Origin of the sequence: Granulicatella seriolae (genome assembly GCF_024543085.1) — a bacterium.
GTDB lineage: Bacteria > Bacillota > Bacilli > Lactobacillales > Aerococcaceae > Granulicatella > Granulicatella seriolae.
Genome location: NZ_JANHNZ010000015.1, coordinates 1 through 25,819 on the forward strand (window position 1 = coordinate 1; position 25,819 = coordinate 25,819).

Genomic DNA, 25,819 nt, shown 5'->3' on the forward strand with positions numbered 1-25,819 from the left:
TATCCAAAAATTGCCTAAGGCAACACAAAACCAATTAAAAATGATTGCTTGAAACTAAATTTATTGCTTCTTTGCTTGATATCATGCGGTTTATAATCATTTTTTATGTTTCAAGTTTTAGTTCTTTATTAAATAAGTTCATTCCCTTAAACTCCTCTTTTATCTCTTAAACATTTAAACAAATTCTATTAATGCCAAACTTCAGTATACCTAAACTAATTAAAAATTAAAAGTACTAATTAGGAAGTTTTTAACAAAAATATGTACAAAAAAACCGGCGCAAGTTGCACGCCGGTCAAAGGAGGTTTATCCCCAGAAGCTAATGTTTAAAAGATGTCCAAGGAATGATAGACCTACACCTAATACTAAAAGCAAGGCGATACATTGGATTGGAGTCCATTTTTTCTTAGCTAACAACCAATATAAAAGTAATGTGATTGAAAGTGGGATAAGTTTTGGCAATACGCCATCTAAAATAGTTTGAAGAACGATTGGAGCTTCTCCGTTTTCAATCTCAATCCCTAATTTAGTTCCGCCATACAATGAAGTTAAAGAACCAACTACGAATACTCCAAGAATTGAAGCAGCACGGGTAAATTCCTTAGCGTTGGCAGTTAAGATTCCGATTGCATCAGTACCTAAGCGATAAGACCAGTGCATCAAGCCATAACGGACAGCAAATTGAGCAACGTTGAAGACTACTAAGAACAAGATTGGACCAGCAAGGCTTCCATTCAAAGCCATATTTGAACCAATACCTGCAACGATTGGAACAAGAGTGAACCAGAACAATGCGTCTCCGATACCACCTAAAGGTCCCATTGCTGCAACACGAACAGCACGAATAGTTGCAATATCAGCTTTATTTTGTTCTAGTGATAAGATAATCCCCATAACGAAAGTTACTAAGAATGGGTGAGTATTAAAGAACTCAAGGTTGTGTGACATAGATGCTGCTAAGTCATCTTTATCGTTATGGATTTTTTCTAATCCTGGTAAGATACCGTACAACCAACCAGCTGCTTGCATTCTTTCAAAGTTAAATGACGCTTGTAAGAATAAAGAACGCCATACCATTTTGTTTAATGTCCCTTTATCTAATTGAGGAGCTGGCGTTTGATTTTTGTAAGTGTCTGGAATGTTATATGCCATCTTCATCACCTCCATTAGTAGTCATTGCACCTGCAGTTTTGAATTTTGTTTGGATTTGGTAATCCCAGAAAGCAATAGCAAAACCGATAAATGCTAGTAATACTAATGCTGATCCACCTAAACTTTCATTAGCAGCAACAATGTTTGCCAATGCAAACCCTGCAAAGTAGAAGCCCCATAGATCTCTTGAAACCATAACGCGTAGTAAGATTGCAAACCCGACAAAACGCATCATACCCCCAGCAGCAGATAAACCTGTCATAAACCATTTATATTGATCAGCAAAAGCAGTGATTTGTTCACCAAACGCTGACCCACCGATAAAGAACAAGGTTACGATAAACCCAAAAATAAGTCCTAAACCAGCCATAGCCAAGTAGTTTAATCGTACAATACCTTTTGGATTCGCCTCTTCAGCATATCTATCAGCAACAGACATAACTGGTGACATAGCTGTGAATAGAATAGTTACTCCATATTGCCCTAACAAAGCAAATGGGAAAGCTGTTGCTACAGCAGCAGCAGGATCTAACTTAACAGTAATTGCCAACACTGTTGCCATAATTCCCCCGATAACAGCGTTAGGTGGTTGTGCTCCACCAACTGGCATGTTACCAATTGTCATAAGTTGGTAAGTTCCCCCAACGATTAACCCTATATTTACATCTCCCAAAATAGCTCCAATAACTGGTCCCATCACGATTGGTTGATAGATGGACTCCAAAAAGTTAAATTGGTCAATCGCAGCTACAAAGGTTACTAAGAATATTAAAATAATCTGAATAATACTAGCGTTCATATTCTTTTTCTCCTCTCGAATTTAAAATTCATATAATTACACGAACAATTTTGATACATCTTCTTTCCCTTCTGTTGGAACTTTTTGAATTTCCAACGTTACACCCAATTCTTGTAGCTTTTTAAATGCTGCAACATCTGCATCATCCACTGCTACCACACCTGCAACCTGTCTTTTCCCTTCAGACATATGCATGTTTCCGATATTGACTTTTGTGATTGGCACTCCTCCCTCAACAAGTTTTAAAACGTCTTGAGGATTTTCACAGATGATGAAAATCTTTTGACGATCAGCAGCTTTCCCAATGATATTAATTGTTTTTTCAACAGTGAAATATCTTGTTTGGGCTCCTGATGGTGCGGCCATATCCATTAGACCTTGTCTCATAGTATCTCCGGCAACCTTATCGTTTGCTACTAATAATAGGTTAGCACCCAGATAAGAAGACCATTGAGTTGCTACTTGTCCATGAATTAAACGATTATCAATTCTAGTCAACAAAATGTTTGGCATGACGACCCCTCCCTTCTGCTAAATATTAAGTAATTATTACACTGCTAATTATAATTGAATGAAATCGATTACTAAAGGGTTTTTTTTAACAAAATTAATCAAATACTTAACAATTTCGTTAAATAGTGTATACTGTTGATAAGTAGGTTGTGAAATTTTAATTGTTTTCTATAAATAAGTTACGGAACTTACATTGATTTGGGAGGAATTTTATGTTTATAAAAACTTCAGCTATTAAGAAAAATAAGTACTTTCAATCACTTAAAACTAACATTAAACGGAAAAATAGCATCGTTAGTGTCGAATCCATCTTCAAAAAAGAAGTTGCCTCTATGACAACTTATGATCTACCAATCTATTTAACAGCTTTATCTGGTATCGCAACCCTGATTGTTTCGGATAATATCCATGATACATCAAGCTTTCGTCAATTTATCCTCCACGGAACAGTAAAAATTTACCCAGGAATTTACTTTAATTATTTATCTGTTTCAAGCTTTTGTCAGATTGAGGTGTCTCGCCCTAATCATTCTGTCTTCTCTTCCTATAGCTTGAATCAGCCCATTTTAATGCAGGAGATGGAACAAAACTTATTACTGTCTAAGATTTACACTTTGTATTATCAAGCAAAAAAGGCGCCTTACGCGTACCGTAATGATCAACATCCTTACTGTGAGTTGACCATTGTAGAGAATGGACAGCTAGATACGACAGTTGATGGCAAACGTTATCATCTAAAACAAAATGATGTCATGCTCTATCAATCTAATCAATTACACTCCCAGTATGTTAACACCGAAAGTGTTACTACCTATATCACTATTATGTTTGAAATGAAAACAGATGATGAGCGCTTCTTTAACCGAACCTTCCATCTTAACTCTAGGCAGCTTTCTCAGATGGAGAACCTGATTGATTTGAGTAATCAAAATCCGTCGCTTTACCAAACAGATGCTTTGATTGCTAATTTGAAGTTATTTATTCTATCTTTATTAACTGTTGAGGATGCTCCTGGAAAGAATCGACCTCAAAATTCCATGAAAGAAAAATATGATAATGAGGTCTTCCAGAAGATAAGTGATTACATTAGGGCAAATCCAAATGTACAGGTAACCGATATTGTTAACTATTTTGGACTTTCTCGTTCTAGTTTACAAATTTTATTCCGTAGGTTTACTACCTATACTCCTAAGGCTTATATTGAGGAGCAACGTTTGAAACAGGCCAAATTGCTTATTCGAGAATCCAGCTATTCTTTAGCTGAGATAGCCAATTTAGTTGGTTACAACTCTATTCAGTCTTTTTCTAGGGTTTTTAAAAATACTTATAATCTATCACCGTCTCAGTATGCCAAACAGATTTATAAGGGGTTGTAGTGATAGAGATGGATATTATTAAATAAATTCATCTTCTAAATTATAAAAAACTCTCTAGATAATTCGTCAGAAATAAGAACGTTGGCACCGCCGTGAGCAAAGATCTCACGGCGGTGCTGTCTACGTGGCTGTCATTTAGCTAAACTTATACACCCTTGTTTCTGACAGATTATCTAGAAACTATTTTTTCGTCTAAAAATATGTGTATTCATCACCGTTTTTTAAGTGTCCAAATCAATAAAAAAGAATGAGGCTGGAAAATCAGCCTCATTCTTTTGGTTTTATCTTATTTTTTATCGTCAACAATTTCTGAAATTGCGAAGCGTGATACAGTCACGATAGTGCCGTGACTGATACCGATGTCTACTTTTTCATCGCCAACTTTTTTGACTGTTCCGTAAAAGCCATTTGAAAAGATAACTTTTTGTCCTACGTGTAAATCTTGGTGTAATCTTCTAAAGTGTTCTCGTTGTCCTTTTAGATTCTTTCTGGTTGAGAAATAGTAGATGGCTAATGATGATACAATAAAGACGATAAAAACCAATGAACTAATTAAAATGGTTAGTAAAGTTGTGTTTGCCATTAGATTCCATCCTCATCTTCGTATTCATCTTGGTCTTGAGTAGCATTGATAGTAAGTTTCACATGTTGAATAGCTTCCTTACCAGCAGCTAGACTTTGATTCACTACATCCATTGGGGTTTCCACAAATTCACGTAAAATGGCAATCTCGATTAACATTGGTAGATTAGTCCCACAAACCACTTCAACATTATCATAGTCATTGCCTGCTACCATAGCAGCTTTAAATGGACTTCCACCCAATAAGTCAGAGAAAACTACTACACCTTTCGTTTCAGCTAGTAACTCTGTCATAGCGGCACTAATATTTGCTTCAAGAGCTTCCATTGGCTCCTCTTCTTTAAATGCAACCACTTTAAAAGCTTTTTGTGGTCCTGCAATCATTTGCAATGCGTGTGCTAATCCCGGCGCAAACTCCCCATGGCCCGTTAAGATAATACCTATCATAATAATTTCCTCCTATTGTGTGCTGTTGTTTCTTGGCAAATTGCTTAATGATTAAGCATGGGCTTCAACTACAGACACTCTCCTATTAATTACTTCTTGTACAAAAAATAGCATACTATGGCAATGAATTCAAGTTAATTTTCACATTCACTACTTCATGAAAATGGTTGTCAAGACTCTGGACCCTATGCCCATAAGAAATAAAAGGGTTTACACTTTCCTATATTCAGTCTAAAATAGAATTTATAATAACTTTTCATGGTTAGACCCTAAGGAGGAACAAATGAATATTCAGGCTGAAGAATTATATACACTAGAAAATGGAAATTTGCTATATTTTCAACCTCGAACAAGAAGACTATATGAAATTCCAAAGGACCAAATCGTTCGTTTTAATGCTTTTAGACAACGTTTTATCATTGCATTGGCGGCAGGTGCTATTCTTTACAGCTTCATACCGACCAATTGGATTCTATGTGCTTTTATTGCGGTCGTATTCTATGCATCATCCACTTATGCCTATTTTAAACAGATTTTACCACCACTTTTGATTAAGGAAAATGCTCAACTCAGTGATATTAAAAAGTTGACACCGACTATTAGTCCCGCTCCAAAGTGGGCACCCATCACGATTACGATTATTGGAGCTATTATTATCTTATCCTCTTTCTACATCCCCACTCAAGTAACAGAACGACTAATCCTAATTGCATTTGGTGCTATTTTGGTTATTGGTGGTAGTCAGGCTTTGTTATCAAATAAAAAATGAGAAAATCCTTTTAATTTGAATTTTTCTGAGAACAAGAACCATTCTAATTCTGATTGCTACCAAAATAAAAAACCATTTATTGCGTAAAATCTCAATATTTTCATAAAAAAGCTGGCTACTTATAGAGAAATCTCCTCTGTCTGTAGTCAGCTTTTTCAAACTCATTACCCTATTTTTAACTTAAAGTATCTACTACAACACTTCTCATTTCTTCGATAGTGACTGTTTTTTGATGGCGAATTGGTGCGGTCAGTGCTGTTTTGACGGCCTGTGGGATGTCAATTTTACTTAGTTCGTTGATGGTTATGATGGCATCAACATCATCCGTTTTTTCTTGGTGCACACTATCAATCGCCCTAACAATGCTACTTGGGAATTTGTAAGGACTTGCCGTTGAAACGATAACAGTAGGTGTGGTATCCCCTGTTTCTGCTTGGTATTTGTGATAAACTGCCGAAGCTACTGCAGTATGAGGATCTATCAGATAATCGTAGCTGTCAAATAATCTAGCAATCTCCTTAGCAGTTTCCTCTTCGTCAGCTTGGCCAGCCACAAAATCACTTAGTTTTGTCTTCATAGCATCGGTTATGTTATAGACGCCTTGTGTGCTTAATGATGCCATCAAGTTCTTTGTAGTAGCTGTATCTTGACCACTAATATCGTACAATAAACGCTCTAAGTTACTAGATACCAATATATCCATAGATGGTGAGCTAGTCACAAAAAAGTCACGTCTTCGGTCATAAGTCCCCTCGTTAAAAAAGTCCACCAAAACATTATTTTTATTTGAAGCACAAATTAATTTGTTGATTGGTAGCCCCATTTGTTTAGCATAGTAGGCTGCTAAAATATTGCCAAAATTACCTGTTGGTACTGTGACATTGATGCTATCCCCAACTTTGATATTTTTTCTCTTAAGTAGTTGCAAATAAGCATAGAAATAATAAACAATTTGTGGCACCAAACGTCCTATATTAATGGAGTTGGCTGAGGAAAACTGATATCCTTTTTCACTTAATTCTGCCACTAAGTCTTGGTCTAAGAATAGCTGTTTGACTTTAGTTTGTGCATCATCAAAATTGCCCTTAATGCTATAAACGAAGGTATTGTCCCCCTCTTGAGTTATCATTTGGCGTTCTTGTATCATGCTGACCCCATCTTTAGGGTAAAAGACGATAATATTGGTTTTGGGAACATTGGCAAATCCCGCCATAGCAGCTTTTCCAGTATCTCCAGATGTGGCTGTCAAGATAAGAATTTCTTTATCTATGTGATTCTTTTTAGCAGCCTTTGTCATGAGATAAGGCAAAATAGATAAAGCCATATCCTTAAAAGCAATTGTATTTCCGTGAAACAACTCCAAAAAATATTCTTGACCAACTTCAACAATAGGAGCGATTCTTTCGTCATCAAACTTAGCATCATAGGCAGCTTGAATACACTCTTTTAGCTCTTCTTCACTATAATCGCTTAGAAAGGCAGAAAGAATTGGCAAAGCTAGGTCTTGATAGGTCCAAGTAGTCATGGTTTCCCAGTCAAAAGAAAGTTTAGGAATAGTTTCAGGAACATACAAGCCACCATCGTCAGCGATTCCCTTTAAAATAGCCTGTGACGCTGTAAGCCTGTCATACGGGTTTCTACTACTTCGATAAAATAATTCTGTCATCGTCTCACTCACTTTCTAGCTTTTCTACTACGATTGTAGCATAAACATAGCGAAAAAATATAGGGATGAGCTGGGTAAGAAGTCCTTAATAAATAAAATTAATTACTAAGCCACAAAGAGTCTCTAGATAAATCTATCCGAAATAACGGTGTAGATCATAGCTGGTGCATATGGAGTGTTGGGATAGGGCAAAAAGTCTAAATGGAACCAAATAAAATAGTTCCCCAGAAATCTATCCGAAATTTCGGTGTATAGCATAGCTGATGCACAGTGGATGTTTCGGCTTTAGCCGATTTACAGCCACGTAGACAGCTAAACCAGTGAGACCTAGGCTCACGGCGGTGCCACCGTTCCCATTTCTGATAGATTTCTGGGGAACTATTTTATGTTTTAGAATGCTTTAATATTATCACAGACTTTTTGCCCAGCTCCTTACAACCATGTAGACAGCTAGGTCGTGAGGCCTTAGCTCACGATGGTGCCACCATTCTGATTTCTGATTTTTGTAAAAGTAAAAAAGGTACTTCTCATCAAATCCATGAGAAGCACCTTTTTATTTTGAGGGATCGTTAATCAGTCCCCTTTATTAATTAGTTTAATACTTTAATAGTAATCGTTTGACGACCGAAGTTATAGACATCTTGTAAGTTGTTAAAGTGAATATCAATCTTGTTACCTACAATTGCGCCACCTGTATCAGCTGCACGATAAGTTCCATAACCTGGAATCTCAACCCATGAACCTAGAGGAATAACTGAAGGGTCTACCGCAATAACACGAGAGTCATTGAGTAAGTTGGTACCATCAGCAGTATAGTTTGTCAAACCAGCTTCTTGATATGAATAAGCTGTTGCATTAACCGTTAGTGAATAACCGCCTGCTTCGCTTGATGCTGCTGGAGCTGTAACTTCTTCTACTACTTCTGTAGCTGGTGCTTCTACTGGAGCTTCAACCACTGTTTCAGCTGGCGCTTCTACTTCATGAACTTCTTGTGTAGAGACATCAAAACTTTTTTTCGTTCCTTCTGATTCAACAGATACTACTGTTTGATCAGCAGAAAGACGAATCACTGTTCCAGAATAAATCATATCAGCATTGTTGATAGAATTTACTTGTTGTAAAGAGTCTAACGGTAAGCCAGTTGCTGCTGCAAGAACAGATAAGGTATCTCCCCATTGAACAGTATATTCTAGAGAACCGTCACCAGATTTGGTTAAGTCTGCCTTAACTTCATCTGTTGAACGAGCTGTCCATGTTGAAGGAGTGTATTCTTCTGCTCCTACTTCATTTGCAGTAAATCCTGCGAGTCCTAAAATAGCAAGTGATGAACCTGCAATAATCAAGCTTTTCTTAAATTGTTTCATTTTTTCCGTTCCTTTCTGGCCTTTCGTAAAATGTAAAAGGCGTTGTCCAATTATTTTGTTATCTTGCCGATTGGATCTATCGACAAGGAGTATCCTATCACGTTAGGAAACAAAATAATCAAAAACAGCTAATTTGTTATAGCTCTTTAAAGGAACTGACGTTTAAAAGCAGAAATATTACAAGAACAAAACACGAACACCCGTTTTATGTAACAGTGTCACACATCTGTTACACAAGCGTTTTTTTCAATAAGGACGGCACTTTTAGGATTAATTTGCTCACTAAAAGTTTACAGATTGTCTAAAAACTTTGCGATACCATCCTCGTCATTTGACGCAGTGGTATGGTTTGCCATGGCTTTAACTTCTGGAACAGCATTCCCCATAGCAACACCAATCCCAGCATAGTCAAGCATGGTCATATCGTTATGCCTATCGCCAAATGCAATCACATCTTGCGAATTATACCCTAGAGGCCTCAATACTGTATCCAGCGCCTTAGCCTTATCAATACCTTTAGCAGTAAATTCAAAATAGAAAGGACCCGTAAACACACAATTGAGGCTATCTTTAAAAGGAGCCATCATGGCTTGATAGTTTTCTTGTAGATAGTCTGGGTCGCCTGCAACGATAATCTTATTCATAGGAAAATCAACAAATTCGGCCAAATCATCTTGCTCACAGAGTTTGAACTTCCCACCACGGGACTCATATTCAATCACATTAAATGGTTGCCCTTGAAAGTCAATATAACCTTGAAATACATCGTGAACGTAGAGATAGTCATCCTTATCTACCATTGGAATAAGCCGAAACTTTTTCAGATGCTGCAAAACAGCTTTGGCTTGCTCGATACTTAAAGTCTGGTCAAAAAGTACTTCATGAGTTTTGGCATTGACCACTTTTGAACCGTTATAGGAAACTAAGAGTCCTTGGTAACTATCCATTAGTAAATCCTTGGCAAAATCCAACAAGCCACTAGTTGGGCGCCCAGAGGCTAAGATGATTAAATCACCTTGCTCTTGTGCTTTTATCAAAGCATTCTTGGTACGGGGGCTGATCTCTTTTTGCGAAGTCGCTAAGGTTCCGTCCACGTCCATGACAATCACTCGTTTTGACATAGGCATACTTCTCCAATTTTTATCTTATTTTAAGTCACGTGCTATCTCGTCTTGAACAACCACACCTTCTGCTTCTAAACGAGCAATTGTTTCAGCAAATTGTGGTAGGTAGTCTTTATGCGCTACCAGTAATTCATTTAATATATTCACGGCAGTTTGTCCAGAGCGTACCATTGGATTAATGGTGAAGGCTTGAAGTGCTGTGCAATAATCACCCGTTACGGCTGCTTCAATAGTGACTAACTCCATATTTTTCATCACTTGTAACCAACCACGTTCTGCTGGCGCTAATGATCCAAAGGCTACGTTTCTAGCACCTTGTGCACCTACATAGGCAGAAACTTCGACAACACAATCCGCTGGTAGGTCTGGTACTGCACCATCATTAATAGTAGAAACAACAATCTGGGTATCTTTGTTGGCATAGATTGCCGCGATAGTTTCACATGCAGCATCGGAGTAATAGGCTCCACCACGCAATTCTAATTGTTGAGGTTTATGATCTAGATTTGGATCCTTATACAGTTCAAACAATTCTTCTTCAGTTTTCTTCACTTGTTGAGCACGAGTTCCGATAGTGGCATATTCTTCCAAGGCATGCGCCAACATTTCTTCCTCACGGTAGTAATAACGGTGGTAACCACAAGGAATCATACCGATTGCCTTAACTTGGTCCATGAAGAACGGCACATCGAAAATATTTTTTGGAAGCCCATTGTCTTCTTGGAACAATTTATCAATCAACTGAAGTGTTACATCATTTCCTCTTTCGTCAGCCACCTTATGCCAGTGGAAATGGTTTAGACCAGCAAATTTATAGATTAGGTCGCCTTGTTCTTTACCTATCATTTCTGGTTCAGTTTTCATAGCCATAACTGGTACATTACACAGGCCGATAACACGATTCCAATTTCCGTAGCGGATAATCGCTTCTGTGACCATACCACTTGGGTTGGTAAAGTTGACCAACCATGCGTTTGGACAGAGTTCTTTCATGTCTTCAACAATGTCTAAAATGACTGGGATAGTTCTAAATGCTTTCAACATACCACCAGCACCGTTTGTTTCTTGCCCTAACATGCCATAGTAAGCTGGGATGCGTTCGTCCTTAACACGTGCATTTAATTGCCCAACACGGAACTGTGTTGTCACAAAATCCGCATCTTTTAATGCTTCTCTGCGGTCTAAAGTCATATGAACCTTGACATCATAAGGGCTAGCGTCCCACATCCGTTGCGCCATTTTGCCAACAATCTCTAATTTTTCTTTTCCAGCTTCGATATCGACTAACCAAATTTCTCTGATTGGTAACTCATCGTAACGTTTGATAAAGCCTTCCATTAATTCCGGTGTGTATGAACTTCCGCCACCTATTGTTACAATTTTAATTCCTTCACTCACGAAAACCACTCCTTAGATTTATTTACACGTTTATTATCATTCATGTAAACAAAAACCACAAGAGCATAGAGCCAACTTGCATGTCCATTTACAAGAAATCTGGAAAATGGTGCTGTTGACGTAAAAAAAATTTACATAAGCAATGGGAATTGACTATAATGAAGGTTAGTTAGAGATGCAATACAAAGGGAGGCTGACCATGTTACTACGTGAAAAGATTAAGCAAACCCATTTTTCAGATGCTGAACAATCCATTATAGACTTGCTCTTGGACCAACCAGAGCAGATTGCCAACTTAACCATACAAGAAACTGCCAAGTTAGTTTACTCTCACCCTTCGACCTTCATTAGGGTTGCCAAAAAAATGGGCTATTCAGGTTGGGCAGACTTTAAAAGTGATTACCTAGACGAATACCACTACCTCAACAGCAAACTTTCTAGCATTGACTCCAATCTACCCTTTTTAGCAAATGATGGACTGATGACTATCGCCAATAAGATTGCACATCTGGAATGGGATACTATTCAAGATACCTTGTCTTTGCTCAACCACGATACCCTTCAAAAAGCCAAACAGATACTTGTTAAGGCTAGACAAATTACAATTTTTACTAGCACGACCAACGCTGTTATTGCTGAAGATTTCTCCTTGCGCATGAATCGGATTGGTAAGCAAGTCAGCATTGTACAAACGACCGGTGAACATACCTACCGAGCTTCTAGTTGTCCAGCCGACAGTTGTGCCATTCTCATTTCCTATTCGGGTGAAAATGCTGCTGTTTTGCAAACCATGCAAATATTAAAAAAACGTAAGATTCCCATCTTGGCTTTGACTAGCATTGGTGATAATACCCTATCCCAAGGTGTCGACTGTGTCCTATCCATTACGACAAGGGAACGACTTTATTCTAAAATTGGCAGTTACGTCACCACAACATCCATTGTTTACCTCTTGAATGTTTTATACTCCTTAATTTTCTCAGACGCCTATCAAGAACACCTTTCTCTATTAATTCAAGTCGGACAGCTCTATGATAATCGAAAAGGATTGCCTTCTATTTTGGGTGAGGATGATAAAGAATAGTCCTTGATTATTTATTTCGAATTGGGTAAACATTACGAAAAATAAACTCCATCTCTAAATTATAAATGAGTTACCGCATAAAGAATCAGAAATAACGGTGTATAGCATAGCTGACGCACTGTGATTGTTTCGGCTTCAGCCGATTTACAATCACGTAGACAGCTAAGACCGTGAGACCTAGGCTCACAGCGGTGCCACCGTTCTTATTTCTGATTCTTTATGCGGTAACTCATTTACTTTGTTACAACAAGGATGGTTTACTCAACCCCGGTAGCTAGATTTTTTAAGCACAATATTTTTCGACACCTCTCATTTAACATAAAAAAGCTGTAAAATCATTTCTGATTCTACAGCTTTTTTATACTTTTACTCAAATATTTCTCAAACTTTCCCCTATTAATGAGCCACCATTTCTTGAGCAATTTCTAGCCCATTCAAGTTGGCAGGGTAATAGGTTGGCCAGTTTTCTAGCTCTTCCAATAAGGCAGCTTGGCTTTCGTTTCCAAAATAAATATGGAAGTGTCCAGCTTTTGTTGGGAAGATACTATGGTCGCTGAATTGAACGTATTTATAGGCACCTGGTACATCTTCGGTTGCTTCAAACAAGTATCTCACGCCACGATTTCCTTTGCTGTAGGTCAAGACATGTTTACCGGCGTATTTATAGGTTGCCTTGTGTCCTTGTCCATTAACAAAAAATTCCATGGTATCCGCTGTAATCGTGATTTTATCAACATCAGTCTTATAGCCACTGGTGTAGTATTCCTTGTATTCTAGTGCTGTCTTGCTTGAGTCCTTCTTGGATTTGTAGTCAAACACTTGGTCCAAGGTTCCATCCACTAAATAGGGATAAACAGATTGCCACTCGCCCGCCCAGTCTGTAAGAGAACGATCTTGAGTATCAACATCTTCAAAGTAGCCGTTATAAATGGTTTTTTCAGTTACTTTTGTCGTTTGCGCTAAAGGAGAGTTGTTCTCCGTATTGGTTGTTTTTAAGAGAGCAGCTAAATTCTCATTCATCACTGAGATATAGTCCTCACCCTTGTCCATCTGCTCTTTGGTTAAGCTTTCCAATGGGTTTAAGACTAGAAGCTGCACACCTGTTTCTTTTGATAAGGTTTCAGCAATTTTAGCAGATGCATTGGCTTCAAAATAGATATTCTTAATATCATTCTCTTTAACAAATGTTGTTAATTCTGCCAAACGAGATGGACTTGGCTCAACATCTGGAGAAATCCCTGAAATTGGTACTTGCGTTAAGCCATATTCTAGTGCTAAATAAGAAAAGGCAGCATGTTGCGTTACAAATGTTTTCTGCTTAGCCACACTCAATTCTTTTTTGTAGGTTTCATCAAGTGCAGTTAGCTTAGTGATATAGGCCTTGGCATTAGCCTCAAATGCCTCTTTTTTAGCTGGGAAAGCTGTCACCAATTGGTCACGAATAGATTCCACTTCTTTAATGGCTAAACTTGGTGCCAACCATACATGAGGGTCTAGTTCATGAGAATGCCCTTCACCACTATGGTCATGATCATGTTCTTCTTCATCACTCCCCGGCAAAAGTACCATACCTTCTGTCGCCTTAATCATTTTCACTTTATCTTTATCAATGGTTGATTCTAACTTTGGTACCCAAGTTTCCATATTCTCATTATTATAAACGAAGGCATCTGCCTCTTGAATGATAGCCATATCCTTAGCAGAAGGCTCATAACCGTGAGCTTCAACGCCAGAACCAATCAGCAAAGAAACTTCTCCTTCATCACCAACAATATTTTTAGTAAAGTCATACATAGGGTAAAAACTTGCGATAACCTTGACTTGGTCACCTGACCCGGTTGTTGAACTAGTATTAGTCGTTGCACCATTTCCACAAGCTGCTAAGAGAGCAGCAAACCCCAAAATACTGATTAAACTTTTTTTCATTATCGTCTCCTTTGGACATTTTTGTTCGTGTTTGTTTACTTAGTTTCTCTGAATAAGACTTTTTTTCTTAGTTTTGGTGAATATTTCATTAGCTCTAACCGTTCTGGATTGTTGCGTTTGTTCTTGCTGGTCAGATACAATCTTTCACCAGTCTCCACACATTCTAATATAATATTTATTCTCATTAATACTTACCTCTTTTCTTTTATTTCTTTTTACCACGTTTAGCCTCATGAATAATCTTTAAGGCTCTCTTTTTAGTTTTAATATTGGTACTTTTTAGTCGACGATAAGCCGTTGACAAATCTTGTTTTTCCATCTGCTAACCTCTTTTCTTTTGATCTTTATCGATTACCAACTAGCTTTGGTCACGCCAGGAATTAAGCCTTTATGAGCTAATTGTCTAAAACTAATCCGTGACATACCAAATTTACGCATGTAAGCTCTTGGTCTACCATCTATTTTATCTCTTAATTTTAAGCGATTTGGATGGGACTGAATTGGAAGTTTACGTAAGCCTTCTAAGTCACCAGCAGCCTTTAATTCCATACGTTTTTGGTGGTATTGTTCAACCAAAGCTTCTTGTTTATGAAACTTTGCGATTTTTGATTTTTTTGCCATTTTGTCCCTACTTTCTCTTATTTTATTTTAAATCGTACTCTTTACGTTTTAAAAGTATACCACCTCGTCCAAGGTATTACAAGAAATTTCTCCAATTTTTTTCAGTTCTATCCATTTTCTTTGCCAAATGGGTTCAAAATAAAAGTGGGCTCGCTTACAATCTATAGACTAATTTTGTATACTATAGGTAACAAGTACAAATTAAGGAGTGACACTATGTCCGACTTTGCAATTGTTCAAATTTATCCAAAAGATCTTAAATCCATCAAAAAAATAGAAGACTTGTTAGCACAAGAAGGCATTCGGAAAGACCAAAATCTTGACTATATGTGTGCCATCTTTGATGAAAACAAGCAAGTAATTGCAACAGGTTCTGCTTATAAAGACACTCTTCGTTGCTTAGCAGTTGACAAACATTATCAAGGCGAAGGACTTCTGAATAAAATTGTCAGCCATTTGATTGCTGTAGAAAATAGTCGTGGTTATCATCACCTTTTTGTCTATACAAAGATTTCCTCAAGTTTCTTCTTCCAAAATATCGGTTTTTACCCTATTGTCACTGTCCAAGACCATCTAGTTTTTATGGAAAATAGACCACATGGCTTCTCCAATTATTTAAACAAATTAGCGCAACATCCATTTAAAAAAGAAAATGCCAAAATCAGTGCCGTTATTTTAAATGCTAATCCATTTTCACTTGGACATTTGTATTTAATAGAGACTGCTAGCAAAGAAAGTGACTTAGTTCATGTCTTTATGGTGAGCCAAGATTCTAGCTTATTTCCCTTTGATGTTCGGAAAAAGTTAATTATTGAGGGCTGTGCTCATTTAGACAATCTGGTTTTTCATGAGACTGGCCCTTATATCATCAGCAATTCGACCTTCCCAAGTTATTTCCAAAAAGATTCTCTTTCGGTGGCTCGTAGCCACGCTTTACTTGATATTTCTATTTTTCATATCATCGCTGAGCGCTTAAACATTAGGCATCGCTATGTGGGACAAGAAAAAACGAGTCAAGTGACGGCCGTTTACAACCAAGTGATGCAAGAGTTGCTGCCAACTTATGGGATTACTTTGCATGAGATTGAACGCAAAAAGATTGGTGACACAACCATTAGCGCTTCAACCATAAGACAATACATTAAGAATGGACAAATTGAAAAAATAAAAGACTTGGTTCCTGCTACCACCTATCAATTTTTGCTAAGTCCTGAGGCTAAACAAATTATCGATGCTATTAAAGCTAGTGAGTCGGTTATCCACTACTAAATATCCTATGAAATCATGCTTTAAAGGAACGAGTCTAAAGGATGACTGATAAACTGGTAAAGAAGTTCTTCTATTAATAAAGCAAAAGAGTTTCCCAGAAAAGAATCAGAAATAACGGTGTATAAGCATAGCTGACGCACAGTGACTGTTTCGGCTTTAGCCGATTTACAGTCACGTAGACAGCTAAGACCGTGAGACCAAGGCTCACGGCGGTGCCACCGTTCTCATTTCTGATTCTTTTCTGGGAAACTCTTTTGCTTTATAGTTAGATAGGCTCTTTACCCAGCCCTTTTCCTACAAGTTATAAATTGCTGTCCCTTGACCATAAATCGATTCCCAATCAGCTGTAAAATCAACCACTGCTTGTTCGATTGATGGCATACTGAAGGCTTGTTTAATAATATCACACCCCATCGTCGCAGACTGAGCACCTGCTTCAAGAGCAGCATTTACTTGAGCAATATTTTTAAAGCTTGCTGCTAGAATTTTGCTAGAACTGTTGGTTCGCGCAATTTCCTTAGCGATTTCTTGAATGGCTGTTTTGGCATCAATATTGAGGTTTTCCATACGATTAAAGTAAGGTGCCAAATAGTCAGCTCCTGCGGCAATAGCTAGATAGGCTTGAAACTTGGTATAAATTGCCGTTGCTGTGACATTCATGCCTCGACATTTCAACTCTTTCATGACCTTTAACCCAATCTCGCTTGTAGGGACTTTAATATAGACCTCTGAATCAATTTGGGCTGCAATCATTTCAGCATCTTTCAACATTCCCTCATAATCAGTTGCCACAACTTGAACATGTAAGGTTCTATCTTTTCCAATGATGTCGCGGATTTGTTTCATGTGTTTAAAGAAGTCAATCTTCCCTTCTTTTTTCACAATTGACGGATTAGAAGTAACTCCTGCCAAAGGAATGATAGCCTCGTATTTTTTAATTTCTTCCAAATTTGCTGTATCTAATAAAAATTCCATATTTTTTCTCCTTACTATTTGTGATAAGACGTATACCCTATTTAAATCACATGTTCTGTCCGTTCAATAATATCATCTTGAGTCGCTTTTGACAGAGCATTAAAGAATGCTGAGTATCCTGCCACACGAACAATCAAGTCGCGGTGGTTTTCAGGATGTTGTTGTGCGTCTAATAAGGTTTCTCTTGAAACAACATTGTACTGAATGTGGTAGCCTTTCAGTTTATTGAAAAAGGTACGTAGCAGCATAATCAATTTTTGTTTGTCTTCTTCTTTGGCTAAGGTTTGAGGATTAACTTTTTGGTTAAGCAAGACGCCTCCTAGAATTTCCTCAGTCGGTAATTTGGCTACAGATTTCAGTACAGCTGTTGGTCCGTTTTGATCCATATTATGAGATGGTGAGCACCCTTCAGCAAGTGGTGTCCACGCCTTTCTACCATCTGGTGTCGCCATGGTTCCACGTCCTTGCCCAACATTAGCAGAAATGGAAGAAGTACCTGAATAGCGAATTCCGCCAATTGGGCCGCGTCCAAAACGGGTATTAGGGTATTTTTTGATTTCATCAATATAGACATCATAGGCTTTTGTCACTAATTGATCTGCATAATCATCATCATTTCCATATTTTGGTACGTCATGAATAATCATATCTTGAATTTCTTGACTACGTTCACTTTCCCAATCGGTCATTAGGGCTTCCCAAAGTTCTGCTTGACTGACCACTCCATCTTCAAAAACCAACTTTTTGATAGCCGCCAAAGAATCTGCTAGGTTAGCAATCCCTATTTGCAATGCGGAGATAAAGTCATAAACTGCTCCACCTTCTTTTAAAGTTTTGCCTCGGCCGATGCAATCATCTGTTAAAGCAGAACATAAAATATCTGGAACTTCTTTTTCAATACCTAAGTCAACCGCATTCTCCACGATAACACTCATCCGAGTCAATTCACGTAAGGTTTTATCCCAAACTTCTTCTAACTCTTCATAAGATGTCATATCTTCAAAACGACCATAACCCTTGGTAAATCTCTTACCAGACACTGGGTCAATGCCATCATTCATAGCAATCATCAAAATCTTAGGAAAATTAATATAGCTCATTCCCGTACAACGGTAGCCCCATTTCCCCGGAACTGCTGTTTCAACACAGCCAATAGCACTATAATCATAGGCATCCTCATCATCCACACCATACTTGATGAAGGATGGAATAATAATCTCATCGTTATTGAAGGCGGGCATACCAAACCCAAGCTTCATAACTTCGATGGCTTCATCCATAAATTCTTTCTTCAATCCAGCATGGTAACGAACTGTCAAGTTAGGTTGAGGCAGTTTCGTTTGTGCAACACTTCTCAGAACTAAAAATGACAAATCATTAGTGGCGTCCTTTTTATCTCGTGTCTGTCCACTAATGGTCACATTTTGATACAAAGGACTTCCAGCGCTGCTATACGTGTGGGACTGACTACGAACCTTGTTAATTGTTAGAGTTTTAATCCACAAATTGGTTAACAGCTCCACCACTTCGTCTTCTGTAATCTTACCTGTTTCCAAATCATTTTGGTAATAAGGATACATATACTGATCAAAACGACCATAAGATAAGGAATGCCCATTGGATTCTATTTGTAAAATTAATTGAATAAACCAAGTAGCTTGAATCGCCTCAGCAAATGTGTCAGCTGGTTCGTATGGTACCTTGGCACAGATCCTACTAATTTCTAAAAGTTCTTGTCGACGTTGTGGACTAGCTGTTTCAGCCATCTTCTTCGCCAGGTCAGAATATCGTTCTGCATATGTTTTAACTGCTTCAATCACTATTAAGACAGATTTATAGAAATGATATTTACTAAGGTTTTCCGTTACGGTTAAATCTAAAGCAGCCTTGGCTTCAAGCGTACGTTTTTCAAAATCCTTTAAGCCATATTGTAAAATCTTTTGATAGTTAACGGCTAAATGAGCATCTCCTGAATTCATCTTCCCTTCCATGCCAAAGAATCCAGCTTCCATATAAACCTGCACTTCATCTGGCAACAAGGCTCCTGCTTTGGCACGTAGGTTATTATTTTCCCAAAAAGGTGCAATAGACCGTAGTTGTTCTTTTGTCTCCTCCGTGATGTAAAAGACATCCCCATCACGCTTCTCAAACTTATCCAACTCGTCAATCACAAATTCAAGTGTATACTCCGGAAAAATCGGTGCATCCTTATTCGAAGAAGCTTGATTCCCCACAATCAGAGTCTCTGGTTCAATGTATATTGACATCTTCTCTAAAATATTCTTCAACATTAAGGCACGTTTCATGACACTAGTCTGGCTTTGGTATTCCTTATAGGTTTCGGTTGCCAACAAAGCACGTTCTGCACAAATGTAAGGTTTCTTTTCCAACACTGCTTCACGGTAGTTATTCATACGTTCTGTCAATCGTCCAAAATGCGGCTGAATACCAATTTCTCTTTCCTTTACTTGAATAGTCATTGTTTTACCCCTTTTCTTCATTCGAAACTTATTAAACTTTCTTTCGAAATAAATATAACACAAAGAAATATGGAATTCAAATGAAATCTAGTATAGTTTCAAAAGAAAAATGAATAAAGAGTTCGTTACGAATACATTCAGTTTCAAAATAATAAAAGGGTTAGATAGATATCAGTAAAGAATAAAAACCATTTCTAAATCACAAAAGAGTTTTGCGAAAATCTTATCAGAGATAATGGACTTCTTGCCCGCTCCTAACTTATTAATAGAAAATAAACTTATTAACAAGGTTTTACTTCTACCTTTTATAATGTGATGATTTTAATCTGTTTCTCTTCTAAAAATTTTGCTTGCTCAGTTGGTATCCCCTTATCCGTATAGACCATAGAAACATCTTCAAAGGCAAAACCAGAAACAACACCAACCTGTGAAAATTTGCTGGAGTCTGTTAGGATAATGGTTTTATCTGCAGCACTCATCATGGTGTTGGCTGTATCACAGCGATTAATATCACTACCTGTAAAACCTCGTCGTTTATCAAAGCCATCAATACCGACAAATAGTTTGTCCACATGAAACTCATTAATGATTTTTCTAACCAAGGGTCCAACATTGACTTGCGAATCTTTCTGGTATTCTCCACCGATTAAGATAACATTAACCGATTCAGCTTTTCTAATGTATGAAGCAACAAAACAAGAATTTGTGATAATGGTAATATCATTTTTGTTGTATGCCAACTCTTCAGCTAGTAGCGTACAAGTCGAACCTGATTCTATCATGACCGTTTCCCCATCAGTGACAAGTTCCGCTGCCTTCAAAGCAATTTTACGCTTTAAATCATAATTATGAGCCAACCTAAAATTAATATCATCCTGATTATTCAGCACAGCAAAGCCATGTTGGCGATGAAGAATCCCTCTAGCTTCTAACTTATCTAAGTCCTTGCGAATCGTAACCTGAGAAACCTGAAGTCGTTCCGCTAACTCATTTACTTCTATTTTCTTATGTTTACTTACTATTGAAATAATTTCTTCTTCTCTAGACATAATCATCCCTCACTTACATTTTATTTAGCATATCACACTTGATACTCCCTTACAATACTTATAGATTTTAGTTTCATTTGAAAGTTATTTATTTACGTTTATAATTTTGTGTGCTATACTATCGGTAAATTATGAAAGAAGGAGATTTCTATGACCACCCAAACTCAATTGCAGGCATGCATCTTTAATATCCAAAGGTATAGTATTCATGATGGTCCCGGTATTCGTACTGTCGTTTTCTTTAAAGGCTGCCCTTTGCGTTGTTATTGGTGTGCGAACCCAGAATCTCAAAGTGGCAAGCCAGAAAAAATGTGGAACACTAGTCGAAATAAATTTACCACTGTTGGAAGCTATAAAACAATTGATGAGGTCATTAATGAAGTGATGAAAGATGAGCCATTTTATGAAGAATCCGGTGGTGGTGTTACTCTTTCAGGTGGCGAAGTTCTCTATCAAGCCGAGTTTGCTACTGAATTACTCAAACAGCTAAAAGAGAAAGGCATCCATACCGCAACAGAAACGACCGGATTTGCAAAACCTGATGTCTTTGCTAAGTATATTGACTATGTTGATGCTCTCTATTTTGATGTTAAACACTATGACCCTGAAAAGCATCGTCAAGGAATCGGTGCCACAAATGAACTCATCCGACAAAACTTAGCCTATGCCCTTGAACATCACAACAACCTCATCGTCAGAATCCCTGTAATTCCTGAATTCAATGACAGCCCACAAGATGCAGAGCAATTTGCCCTTTTATTCAATCAAATGGGTGTTGAACAAATTGAGCTACTGCCCTTTCACCAATTTGGGCAAAAGAAGTATGAAAACCTAAACCGTACCTATAAGATGGCGGATGTTCCACAGCTCCATACAGAAGATTTGGATTATTTTAGAGATATTATGGAGGCACATGAGATTTCTTGTTTAGTTAGATAAGTGAACTGAATTAACTGCTAGTAACAAAAATACGCTCAAAATCATCAATTCTCATTAGAAAGAATATGATTTTGAGCGTATTTTTTGCATTTTTAAACTAACTATTCGTATGACAATTGTTATATTTTATAAAATCTCTTGTCTTTACTCTCCATTTCCACTAACTTCCATTACGTATTGCCTAATCTCATTATTTTTTGTATTCTCAACGATAAAGTCTATGACATCCGTTTTCTTAAATACTTTTTCAATAATTGAATCATCTAATTTTTCAATTAATTCCAAAAAAGTTCGTTTTCCTAGATGATTGTAAGTTTTAACAATTTTAGTCTCTCTTACTTTACGCTCCGCCACTTCAGTCGGGTACCCAATTCCAAATTCTCCATCAAATAATTTTTCAAGTGTGTATTCGAGATTCAGCTCCCCTAGCCAACCATATCCCAGTCCTAAGGATAAAGAAACGGCATTGCCATCGTTGATTCGGCCAAACAGAAAAGCGTCTTGGGGATTTTGTACAAAACCACAAAGTACATTTGGAAGTGAATTACAGGCCATATTCATCCCCTGTCCCGAAGAGCAACCCGTAACAACAAAATCTACGACTCCACTTGACAGTAGTAGCGAAACCAATAAAGCAATCTCTGTATAAGAATAGGTTTCGGTTTCGTCCTTAAAAACACCGAAATTATAGACTTCATGCCCTTGATCTTTCGTGACTTTCTTTACCAGTTTGTATAGCGTTTCATTCTTATCAACCTGTGTACTACCTTGTATGATCGCGATTTTCATAGATCCATTCTCCCCCTTATTTATTATTTTTCAGCCACACATGTTGGAAGAAACTAATATCTTTATAAGGTTTCAAATCACAAACAGCAAGCTCCATCCTGGTCATTTCTTCTAACCACCTATCCCCCGTCTTAAACGCATTGGGTTGTAAAGCATAGAATGTTCTGATTCCTTGATATTTTTCTAAAGTCATGTGAGACAGTCCTAGCAATTCCTCAATAGTATACATCTCTCCCTGTCTAAAGGAGACACTTTCAAAGTTTTCTCCACCAAGTAGCTGCAATGCCTTAGTCAGATCATTTTCAAACACGACCATTTGGATAACCTTTCCCACGTGATTATGCTTGATAATCGACAACTCTCCTTCAGGTTTTAAAACTCTTTGGAATTGTTTCATGTAATGCACTCGTTGGGACGGTTCGATATATTCAAGAACATTATGACATAAGACCACATCAAATGAATCAGCTTCTAGTTTCTCAAGTTGCTCTAAACTCCCTAATATTTTTCGATAAGCTGTTTTTGTTTCTACATCCAGCATCTCAGCATTAGGCTCCATAGCAATGACATCATTCTTTCTAGAAAGAAATTCACTGGTCAGTCCTAACCCTGAACCAAAATCGAGGATCTGCTTATTTTCTATATGTTCCAATCGAGCAAAGGTAACCTCATACTGAATTCTGCCCCAAGGCTCCTTTAAAAATTCCCTGTATCTTTCTAAATCAACTGACAAGCTCTCACCTTCTTTAAAAACTCTTATTGATGAGTTTATTTTACCATAGAAGTTTTAAGTAAATAAGGAGCAAGATAAAAACAGCTTAACCATAAAAGGAAAGCTGTTTAATAAGATACAAGTGATTTGAGATTGTCCTTACACGTATAAGAGTCATAGGTCCTCGATTTTATATTCCATATAGCCTTCATAGAAATAACTAACATCGATACCTTTCATATATATTTCTCGGTCATTGATTTTTTCAGTCAAAGAATTCTTTAATAAATATCTAATTTCTAGGTCATTTACAGGGCTACGTTCCATAGCGGATAGGTAAGCACTTTTATCAACAGAATTCCAATCCACTACTTTTGAAAGTTCTTTCTTTAACATCAAATCAAGCCAAATTCTAGCACTTCTTCCGTTTCCCTCCCTAAAAGGATGAGCAATGTTCATCTCCACATATTTTGCTATAATTTCGTCAAAAGTTGTGTGTGGCATTTGGTCAATAGTATTCAAGGAAGTATTTAGGTACATTACTGGTGCAAAGCGAAAATTACCTTTTGCAATATTAACATCTCTAACCTTCCCAGCAAATTCATAAACGTCTTCAAATAAGCATTGATGAATATCAGAAAGACCATTGAAAGTGCCAATTTCTAAGTCATAAATTTTTCCAGATTCAAATAGTTGCTTAGCCTTTTGCTTACTTAACTTCTCTTCGGCTTTTGCTAATTCTATCTGATCTGATATACCCAGTTTATTCTCTAGCATAGAAATTCACCTCTTCATCCAAGAATCTTTTTAACCTCTTCTTTTCTATTTTAACAGAATGAATAACTTTTACCAGATTTTTGATATAAACGTTAATACATCCCACAAAGTTGTTGCATTCCACTTGAAATATAGCTGTTTAAGAGGAAAATACTTTATGTATATTAACTTGAAAAGTCAATTTATTGGGACTAGACTATAGCTTCAAAGGAGGTCATTAAAATGGACTATAAGGAAATTAAATTAACCGTTTCAAATGATGGCGTTAAGGAATACAAACTATTTGAAGGTGCAAAACTTTATTCGTCACTCAAAGAAATTGAAAACGGAAAATATATAATTTCACAAAGAGTATACCAAACAAAAAAGAAAAATTATGTATACTACCAAAGAACGGATGTAAACTGGAACTTTTGGTCAACTAAAGAAAATCTAGAAACAAATTTTATTCCAGAAAAAAATAAGAATCGGTAAAGGAATTTTTCAACCTTTTTTATGATTTTTAGATCTGTTAATCTAAGTACTTCTCTAGTATGATTATCCATGAAGTCTCCTTTTGATAGGTGTTTGGTTTTAGACGACTACATTTTATCAAATTGAGGCCTTTTTTGTCGAAGAAAATTAAAAAGTGTTGAAAGAAAATCTCTGTGAGATTTTCTTTCAACACTAAATATTATACAGCCAAAACAAAAAGACAAGGTCAAGAGACCTTGTCTTTTCAACGATACCGGCGGCCGGGGTCGAACCGGCACGCCCTCGCGGGCACTGGATTTTGAGTCCAGCGCGTCTGCCAATTCCGCCACGCCGGCATGCTATAAATAATATATAAGGAAGGCGGTAACCGGATTTGAACCGGTGATGAAGGTTTTGCAGACCTCTGCCTTACCACTTGGCTATACCGCCATTATATAAAATGTAACTGGGGTAGCTGGATTCGAACCAACGAGTGACGGAGTCAAAGTCCGTTGCCTTACCGCTTGGCTATACCCCAAGAAAAGGGCGAACGAGGGGAATCGAACCCCCGAATGTCGGTGCCACAAACCGATGCGTTAACCACTTCGCCACGATCGCCATAATAAGAAATATCAATAATAATGGTTAATTATTATTACAGGGGTAGCAGGAATTGAACCCACACCAACGGTTTTGGAGACCGTTGTTCTACCTTTAAACTATACCCCTAATTGGAATAAAGGATGCTACAAATTCCAATAATAAAAATGGAGGGAGGCAGATTCGAACTGCCGAACCCGAAGGAGCGGATTTACAGTCCGCCGCGTTTAGCCACTTCGCTATCCCTCCATCAATGGCTCGGGACAGAATCGAACTGCCGACACCTTGAGCTTCAATCAAGTGCTCTACCAACTGAGCTACCGAGCCTAACTACTCTTGAAATAAGAGGACGGTCCCGACGGGAATCGAACCCGCGATCTCCTGCGTGACAGGCAGGCATGTTAACCCCTACACCACGGAACCAATTCTATTCAATTATTAATGAATATGGGGGTTAACGGGATCGAACCGCTGACCCTCTGCTTGTAAGGCAGATGCTCTCCCAGCTGAGCTAAACCCCCAAAAAATTCATGACCCGTACGGGAATCGAACCCGTGTTACCGCCGTGAAAGGGCGGTGTCTTAACCGCTTGACCAACGGGCCTTTACAAAATAAATCATACGGAGAGTAAGGGATTCGAACCCTTGAGACAGTTTTACCCGCCTACACGATTTCCAATCGTGCTCCTTCGGCCAGCTCGGACAACTCTCCAAGAAAGAACGAACACTTTATCCGTATTCATTATTAATGATACTCCGCAAGTAGGACTCGAACCTACGACATCATGATTAACAGTCATGCGCTACTACCAACTGAGCTATTGCGGAAAATTTTTAAAAAGCGTGGCAACGTCCTACCCTCACAGGGGGAACCCCCCAACTACTATCGGCGCTAAGAAGCTTAACTGCTGTGTTCGAGATGGGAACAGGTGTGACCTTCTTGCCATCGTCACCAC

General features: G+C 37.8%; 25 protein-coding genes, 12 tRNA genes and 1 rRNA gene. 6 read left to right on the forward strand and 32 right to left on the reverse strand.

Annotated elements, in window-relative coordinates; genetic code table 11:
- Positions 1-306 precede the first annotated feature (306 nt).
- From NPA36_RS09675 to agaV, 3 genes are read right to left on the reverse strand one after another with little or no spacing between them, the layout of a single operon-like run.
- Complete coding sequence (locus NPA36_RS09675; protein WP_256945925.1) at positions 307-1,152, reverse strand: PTS system mannose/fructose/sorbose family transporter subunit IID; 846 nt, start codon at positions 1,150-1,152, stop codon at positions 307-309.
- Positions 1,142-1,951: a PTS mannose/fructose/sorbose/N-acetylgalactosamine transporter subunit IIC gene (locus tag NPA36_RS09680; protein WP_256945926.1), complete on the reverse strand. Its 810-nt coding sequence runs from the start codon at positions 1,949-1,951 to the stop codon at positions 1,142-1,144. The genes NPA36_RS09675 and NPA36_RS09680 overlap by 11 nt, the downstream gene beginning before the upstream one ends.
- Before the next feature lie 36 nt (positions 1,952-1,987).
- Positions 1,988-2,464, reverse strand: a complete 477-nt coding sequence (gene agaV / locus NPA36_RS09685) for a PTS N-acetylgalactosamine transporter subunit IIB (RefSeq protein ID WP_256945927.1) — start codon at positions 2,462-2,464, stop codon at positions 1,988-1,990.
- Between the two features lie 212 nt (positions 2,465-2,676).
- On the opposite strand from agaV, the gene NPA36_RS09690 reads away from it, so the two are divergent.
- Positions 2,677-3,840: an AraC family transcriptional regulator gene (locus NPA36_RS09690; RefSeq protein WP_256945928.1), complete on the forward strand. Its 1,164-nt coding sequence runs from the start codon at positions 2,677-2,679 to the stop codon at positions 3,838-3,840.
- A gap of 286 nt (positions 3,841-4,126) precedes the next feature.
- Here the strand turns inward: NPA36_RS09690 and yajC are convergent, their stop codons facing one another.
- Both yajC and agaF read right to left on the reverse strand, forming a co-directional pair.
- A complete protein-coding gene (gene yajC / locus NPA36_RS09695) occupies positions 4,127-4,423 on the reverse strand; it encodes a preprotein translocase subunit YajC (RefSeq protein ID WP_256945929.1) in 297 nt (98 codons plus the stop codon).
- Positions 4,423-4,869: a PTS galactosamine/N-acetylgalactosamine transporter subunit IIA gene (gene agaF, locus NPA36_RS09700; protein WP_256945930.1), complete on the reverse strand. Its 447-nt coding sequence runs from the start codon at positions 4,867-4,869 to the stop codon at positions 4,423-4,425. Before agaF ends, yajC begins: the two co-directional genes overlap by 1 nt.
- Positions 4,870-5,152: 283 nt before the next feature.
- Between agaF and NPA36_RS09705 the strand changes: the two genes are divergently transcribed.
- A complete protein-coding gene (locus NPA36_RS09705; RefSeq protein ID WP_256945931.1) occupies positions 5,153-5,638 on the forward strand; it encodes a hypothetical protein in 486 nt (161 codons plus the stop codon).
- Between the two features lie 175 nt (positions 5,639-5,813).
- Here NPA36_RS09705 and thrC read toward each other — a convergent pair whose 3' ends face one another.
- The 4 genes from thrC to NPA36_RS09725 form a co-directional block, all read right to left on the reverse strand.
- Complete coding sequence (thrC, locus tag NPA36_RS09710; protein WP_256945932.1) at positions 5,814-7,304, reverse strand: threonine synthase; 1,491 nt, start codon at positions 7,302-7,304, stop codon at positions 5,814-5,816.
- A gap of 590 nt (positions 7,305-7,894) precedes the next feature.
- Positions 7,895-8,668, reverse strand: coding sequence for a 3D domain-containing protein (locus tag NPA36_RS09715; RefSeq protein WP_256945933.1), 774 nt, complete (start codon positions 8,666-8,668; stop codon positions 7,895-7,897).
- Between the two features lie 290 nt (positions 8,669-8,958).
- Complete coding sequence (locus NPA36_RS09720) at positions 8,959-9,789, reverse strand: Cof-type HAD-IIB family hydrolase (protein WP_256945934.1); 831 nt, start codon at positions 9,787-9,789, stop codon at positions 8,959-8,961.
- Between the two features lie 24 nt (positions 9,790-9,813).
- Positions 9,814-11,190, reverse strand: a complete 1,377-nt coding sequence (locus tag NPA36_RS09725) for a 6-phospho-beta-glucosidase (RefSeq protein ID WP_256945935.1) — start codon at positions 11,188-11,190, stop codon at positions 9,814-9,816.
- Positions 11,191-11,389: 199 nt separating this feature from the next.
- Here NPA36_RS09725 and NPA36_RS09730 point away from each other — a divergent pair, with 199 nt between their 5' ends.
- Positions 11,390-12,274 carry a MurR/RpiR family transcriptional regulator gene (locus NPA36_RS09730; protein WP_256945936.1) on the forward strand — a complete coding sequence of 295 codons (885 nt, stop codon included), beginning with the start codon at positions 11,390-11,392 and terminating at the stop codon, positions 12,272-12,274.
- Positions 12,275-12,670: 396 nt separating this feature from the next.
- On the opposite strand, the gene NPA36_RS09735 is transcribed toward NPA36_RS09730, so the two are convergent.
- The 4 genes from NPA36_RS09735 to rpsN are packed head-to-tail and all read right to left on the reverse strand — an operon-like array spanning position 12,671 to position 14,821.
- The gene (locus NPA36_RS09735) at positions 12,671-14,200 is read right to left on the reverse strand and encodes a zinc ABC transporter substrate-binding protein AdcA (RefSeq protein ID WP_256945937.1); all 1,530 of its coding nucleotides are present in this window, start codon (positions 14,198-14,200) and stop codon (positions 12,671-12,673) included.
- Between the two features lie 35 nt (positions 14,201-14,235).
- The gene (gene rpmG / locus NPA36_RS09740) at positions 14,236-14,385 is read right to left on the reverse strand and encodes a 50S ribosomal protein L33 (protein WP_256945938.1); all 150 of its coding nucleotides are present in this window, start codon (positions 14,383-14,385) and stop codon (positions 14,236-14,238) included.
- Positions 14,386-14,405: 20 nt separating this feature from the next.
- On the reverse strand, positions 14,406-14,519 hold the full coding sequence (locus NPA36_RS09745; protein ID WP_256945939.1) for a putative metal homeostasis protein: 114 nt from the start codon (positions 14,517-14,519) through the stop codon (positions 14,406-14,408).
- 32 nt (positions 14,520-14,551) lie between these two features.
- Positions 14,552-14,821 carry a 30S ribosomal protein S14 gene (rpsN, locus tag NPA36_RS09750; protein ID WP_256945940.1) on the reverse strand — a complete coding sequence of 90 codons (270 nt, stop codon included), beginning with the start codon at positions 14,819-14,821 and terminating at the stop codon, positions 14,552-14,554.
- Between the two features lie 216 nt (positions 14,822-15,037).
- Between rpsN and citC the strand changes: the two genes are divergently transcribed.
- Positions 15,038-16,090: a [citrate (pro-3S)-lyase] ligase gene (citC, locus tag NPA36_RS09755; protein WP_256945941.1), complete on the forward strand. Its 1,053-nt coding sequence runs from the start codon at positions 15,038-15,040 to the stop codon at positions 16,088-16,090.
- Positions 16,091-16,384: 294 nt separating this feature from the next.
- Here the strand turns inward: citC and NPA36_RS09760 are convergent, their stop codons facing one another.
- From NPA36_RS09760 to NPA36_RS09770, 3 genes are all read right to left on the reverse strand, one after another.
- Positions 16,385-17,065: a fructose-6-phosphate aldolase gene (locus NPA36_RS09760; protein ID WP_256945942.1), complete on the reverse strand. Its 681-nt coding sequence runs from the start codon at positions 17,063-17,065 to the stop codon at positions 16,385-16,387.
- A 41-nt stretch (positions 17,066-17,106) separates the two neighbouring features.
- Positions 17,107-19,545: a glycyl radical protein gene (locus tag NPA36_RS09765; RefSeq protein ID WP_256945943.1), complete on the reverse strand. Its 2,439-nt coding sequence runs from the start codon at positions 19,543-19,545 to the stop codon at positions 17,107-17,109.
- A gap of 305 nt (positions 19,546-19,850) precedes the next feature.
- Positions 19,851-20,594, reverse strand: a complete 744-nt coding sequence (locus NPA36_RS09770) for a DeoR/GlpR family DNA-binding transcription regulator (protein ID WP_256945944.1) — start codon at positions 20,592-20,594, stop codon at positions 19,851-19,853.
- Positions 20,595-20,744: 150 nt separating this feature from the next.
- Here NPA36_RS09770 and NPA36_RS09775 point away from each other — a divergent pair, with 150 nt between their 5' ends.
- Positions 20,745-21,533: a glycyl-radical enzyme activating protein gene (locus NPA36_RS09775; protein ID WP_256945945.1), complete on the forward strand. Its 789-nt coding sequence runs from the start codon at positions 20,745-20,747 to the stop codon at positions 21,531-21,533.
- A gap of 144 nt (positions 21,534-21,677) precedes the next feature.
- Here NPA36_RS09775 and NPA36_RS09780 read toward each other — a convergent pair whose 3' ends face one another.
- From NPA36_RS09780 to fic, 3 genes are all read right to left on the reverse strand, one after another.
- Positions 21,678-22,322, reverse strand: a complete 645-nt coding sequence (locus NPA36_RS09780) for an RpiB/LacA/LacB family sugar-phosphate isomerase (protein WP_256945946.1) — start codon at positions 22,320-22,322, stop codon at positions 21,678-21,680.
- A 16-nt stretch (positions 22,323-22,338) separates the two neighbouring features.
- Positions 22,339-23,055: a class I SAM-dependent methyltransferase gene (locus NPA36_RS09785; protein WP_256945947.1), complete on the reverse strand. Its 717-nt coding sequence runs from the start codon at positions 23,053-23,055 to the stop codon at positions 22,339-22,341.
- A 153-nt stretch (positions 23,056-23,208) separates the two neighbouring features.
- Positions 23,209-23,811, reverse strand: coding sequence for a protein adenylyltransferase Fic (fic, locus tag NPA36_RS09790; protein ID WP_256945948.1), 603 nt, complete (start codon positions 23,809-23,811; stop codon positions 23,209-23,211).
- A 222-nt stretch (positions 23,812-24,033) separates the two neighbouring features.
- On the opposite strand from fic, the gene NPA36_RS09795 reads away from it, so the two are divergent.
- Positions 24,034-24,285, forward strand: coding sequence for an EXLDI protein (locus NPA36_RS09795; RefSeq protein WP_256945949.1), 252 nt, complete (start codon positions 24,034-24,036; stop codon positions 24,283-24,285).
- Positions 24,286-24,536: 251 nt separating this feature from the next.
- Here the strand turns inward: NPA36_RS09795 and NPA36_RS09800 are convergent.
- The 13 genes from NPA36_RS09800 to rrf all read right to left on the reverse strand — a co-directional run bounded on the left by NPA36_RS09800 (position 24,537) and on the right by rrf (position 25,819).
- Positions 24,537-24,620: transfer RNA gene (locus NPA36_RS09800), tRNA-Leu, on the reverse strand.
- A gap of 23 nt (positions 24,621-24,643) precedes the next feature.
- Positions 24,644-24,714: transfer RNA gene (locus NPA36_RS09805), tRNA-Cys, on the reverse strand.
- 16 nt (positions 24,715-24,730) lie between these two features.
- Positions 24,731-24,802: transfer RNA gene (locus NPA36_RS09810), tRNA-Gln, on the reverse strand.
- Positions 24,803-24,809: 7 nt separating this feature from the next.
- Positions 24,810-24,882 (reverse strand) — tRNA-His (locus NPA36_RS09815).
- A 40-nt stretch (positions 24,883-24,922) separates the two neighbouring features.
- Positions 24,923-24,993, reverse strand: a tRNA-Trp gene (locus tag NPA36_RS09820).
- 39 nt (positions 24,994-25,032) lie between these two features.
- A tRNA-Tyr gene (locus NPA36_RS09825) sits at positions 25,033-25,113 on the reverse strand.
- Positions 25,114-25,118: 5 nt separating this feature from the next.
- Positions 25,119-25,191: transfer RNA gene (locus NPA36_RS09830), tRNA-Phe, on the reverse strand.
- 23 nt (positions 25,192-25,214) lie between these two features.
- Positions 25,215-25,287, reverse strand: a tRNA-Asp gene (locus tag NPA36_RS09835).
- A 25-nt stretch (positions 25,288-25,312) separates the two neighbouring features.
- Positions 25,313-25,385: transfer RNA gene (locus NPA36_RS09840), tRNA-Val, on the reverse strand.
- 10 nt (positions 25,386-25,395) lie between these two features.
- Positions 25,396-25,467, reverse strand: a tRNA-Glu gene (locus NPA36_RS09845).
- 18 nt (positions 25,468-25,485) lie between these two features.
- Positions 25,486-25,575: transfer RNA gene (locus NPA36_RS09850), tRNA-Ser, on the reverse strand.
- Positions 25,576-25,617: 42 nt separating this feature from the next.
- A tRNA-Asn gene (locus NPA36_RS09855) sits at positions 25,618-25,691 on the reverse strand.
- 13 nt (positions 25,692-25,704) lie between these two features.
- Positions 25,705-25,819: ribosomal RNA gene (gene rrf / locus NPA36_RS09860) — 5S ribosomal RNA — on the reverse strand.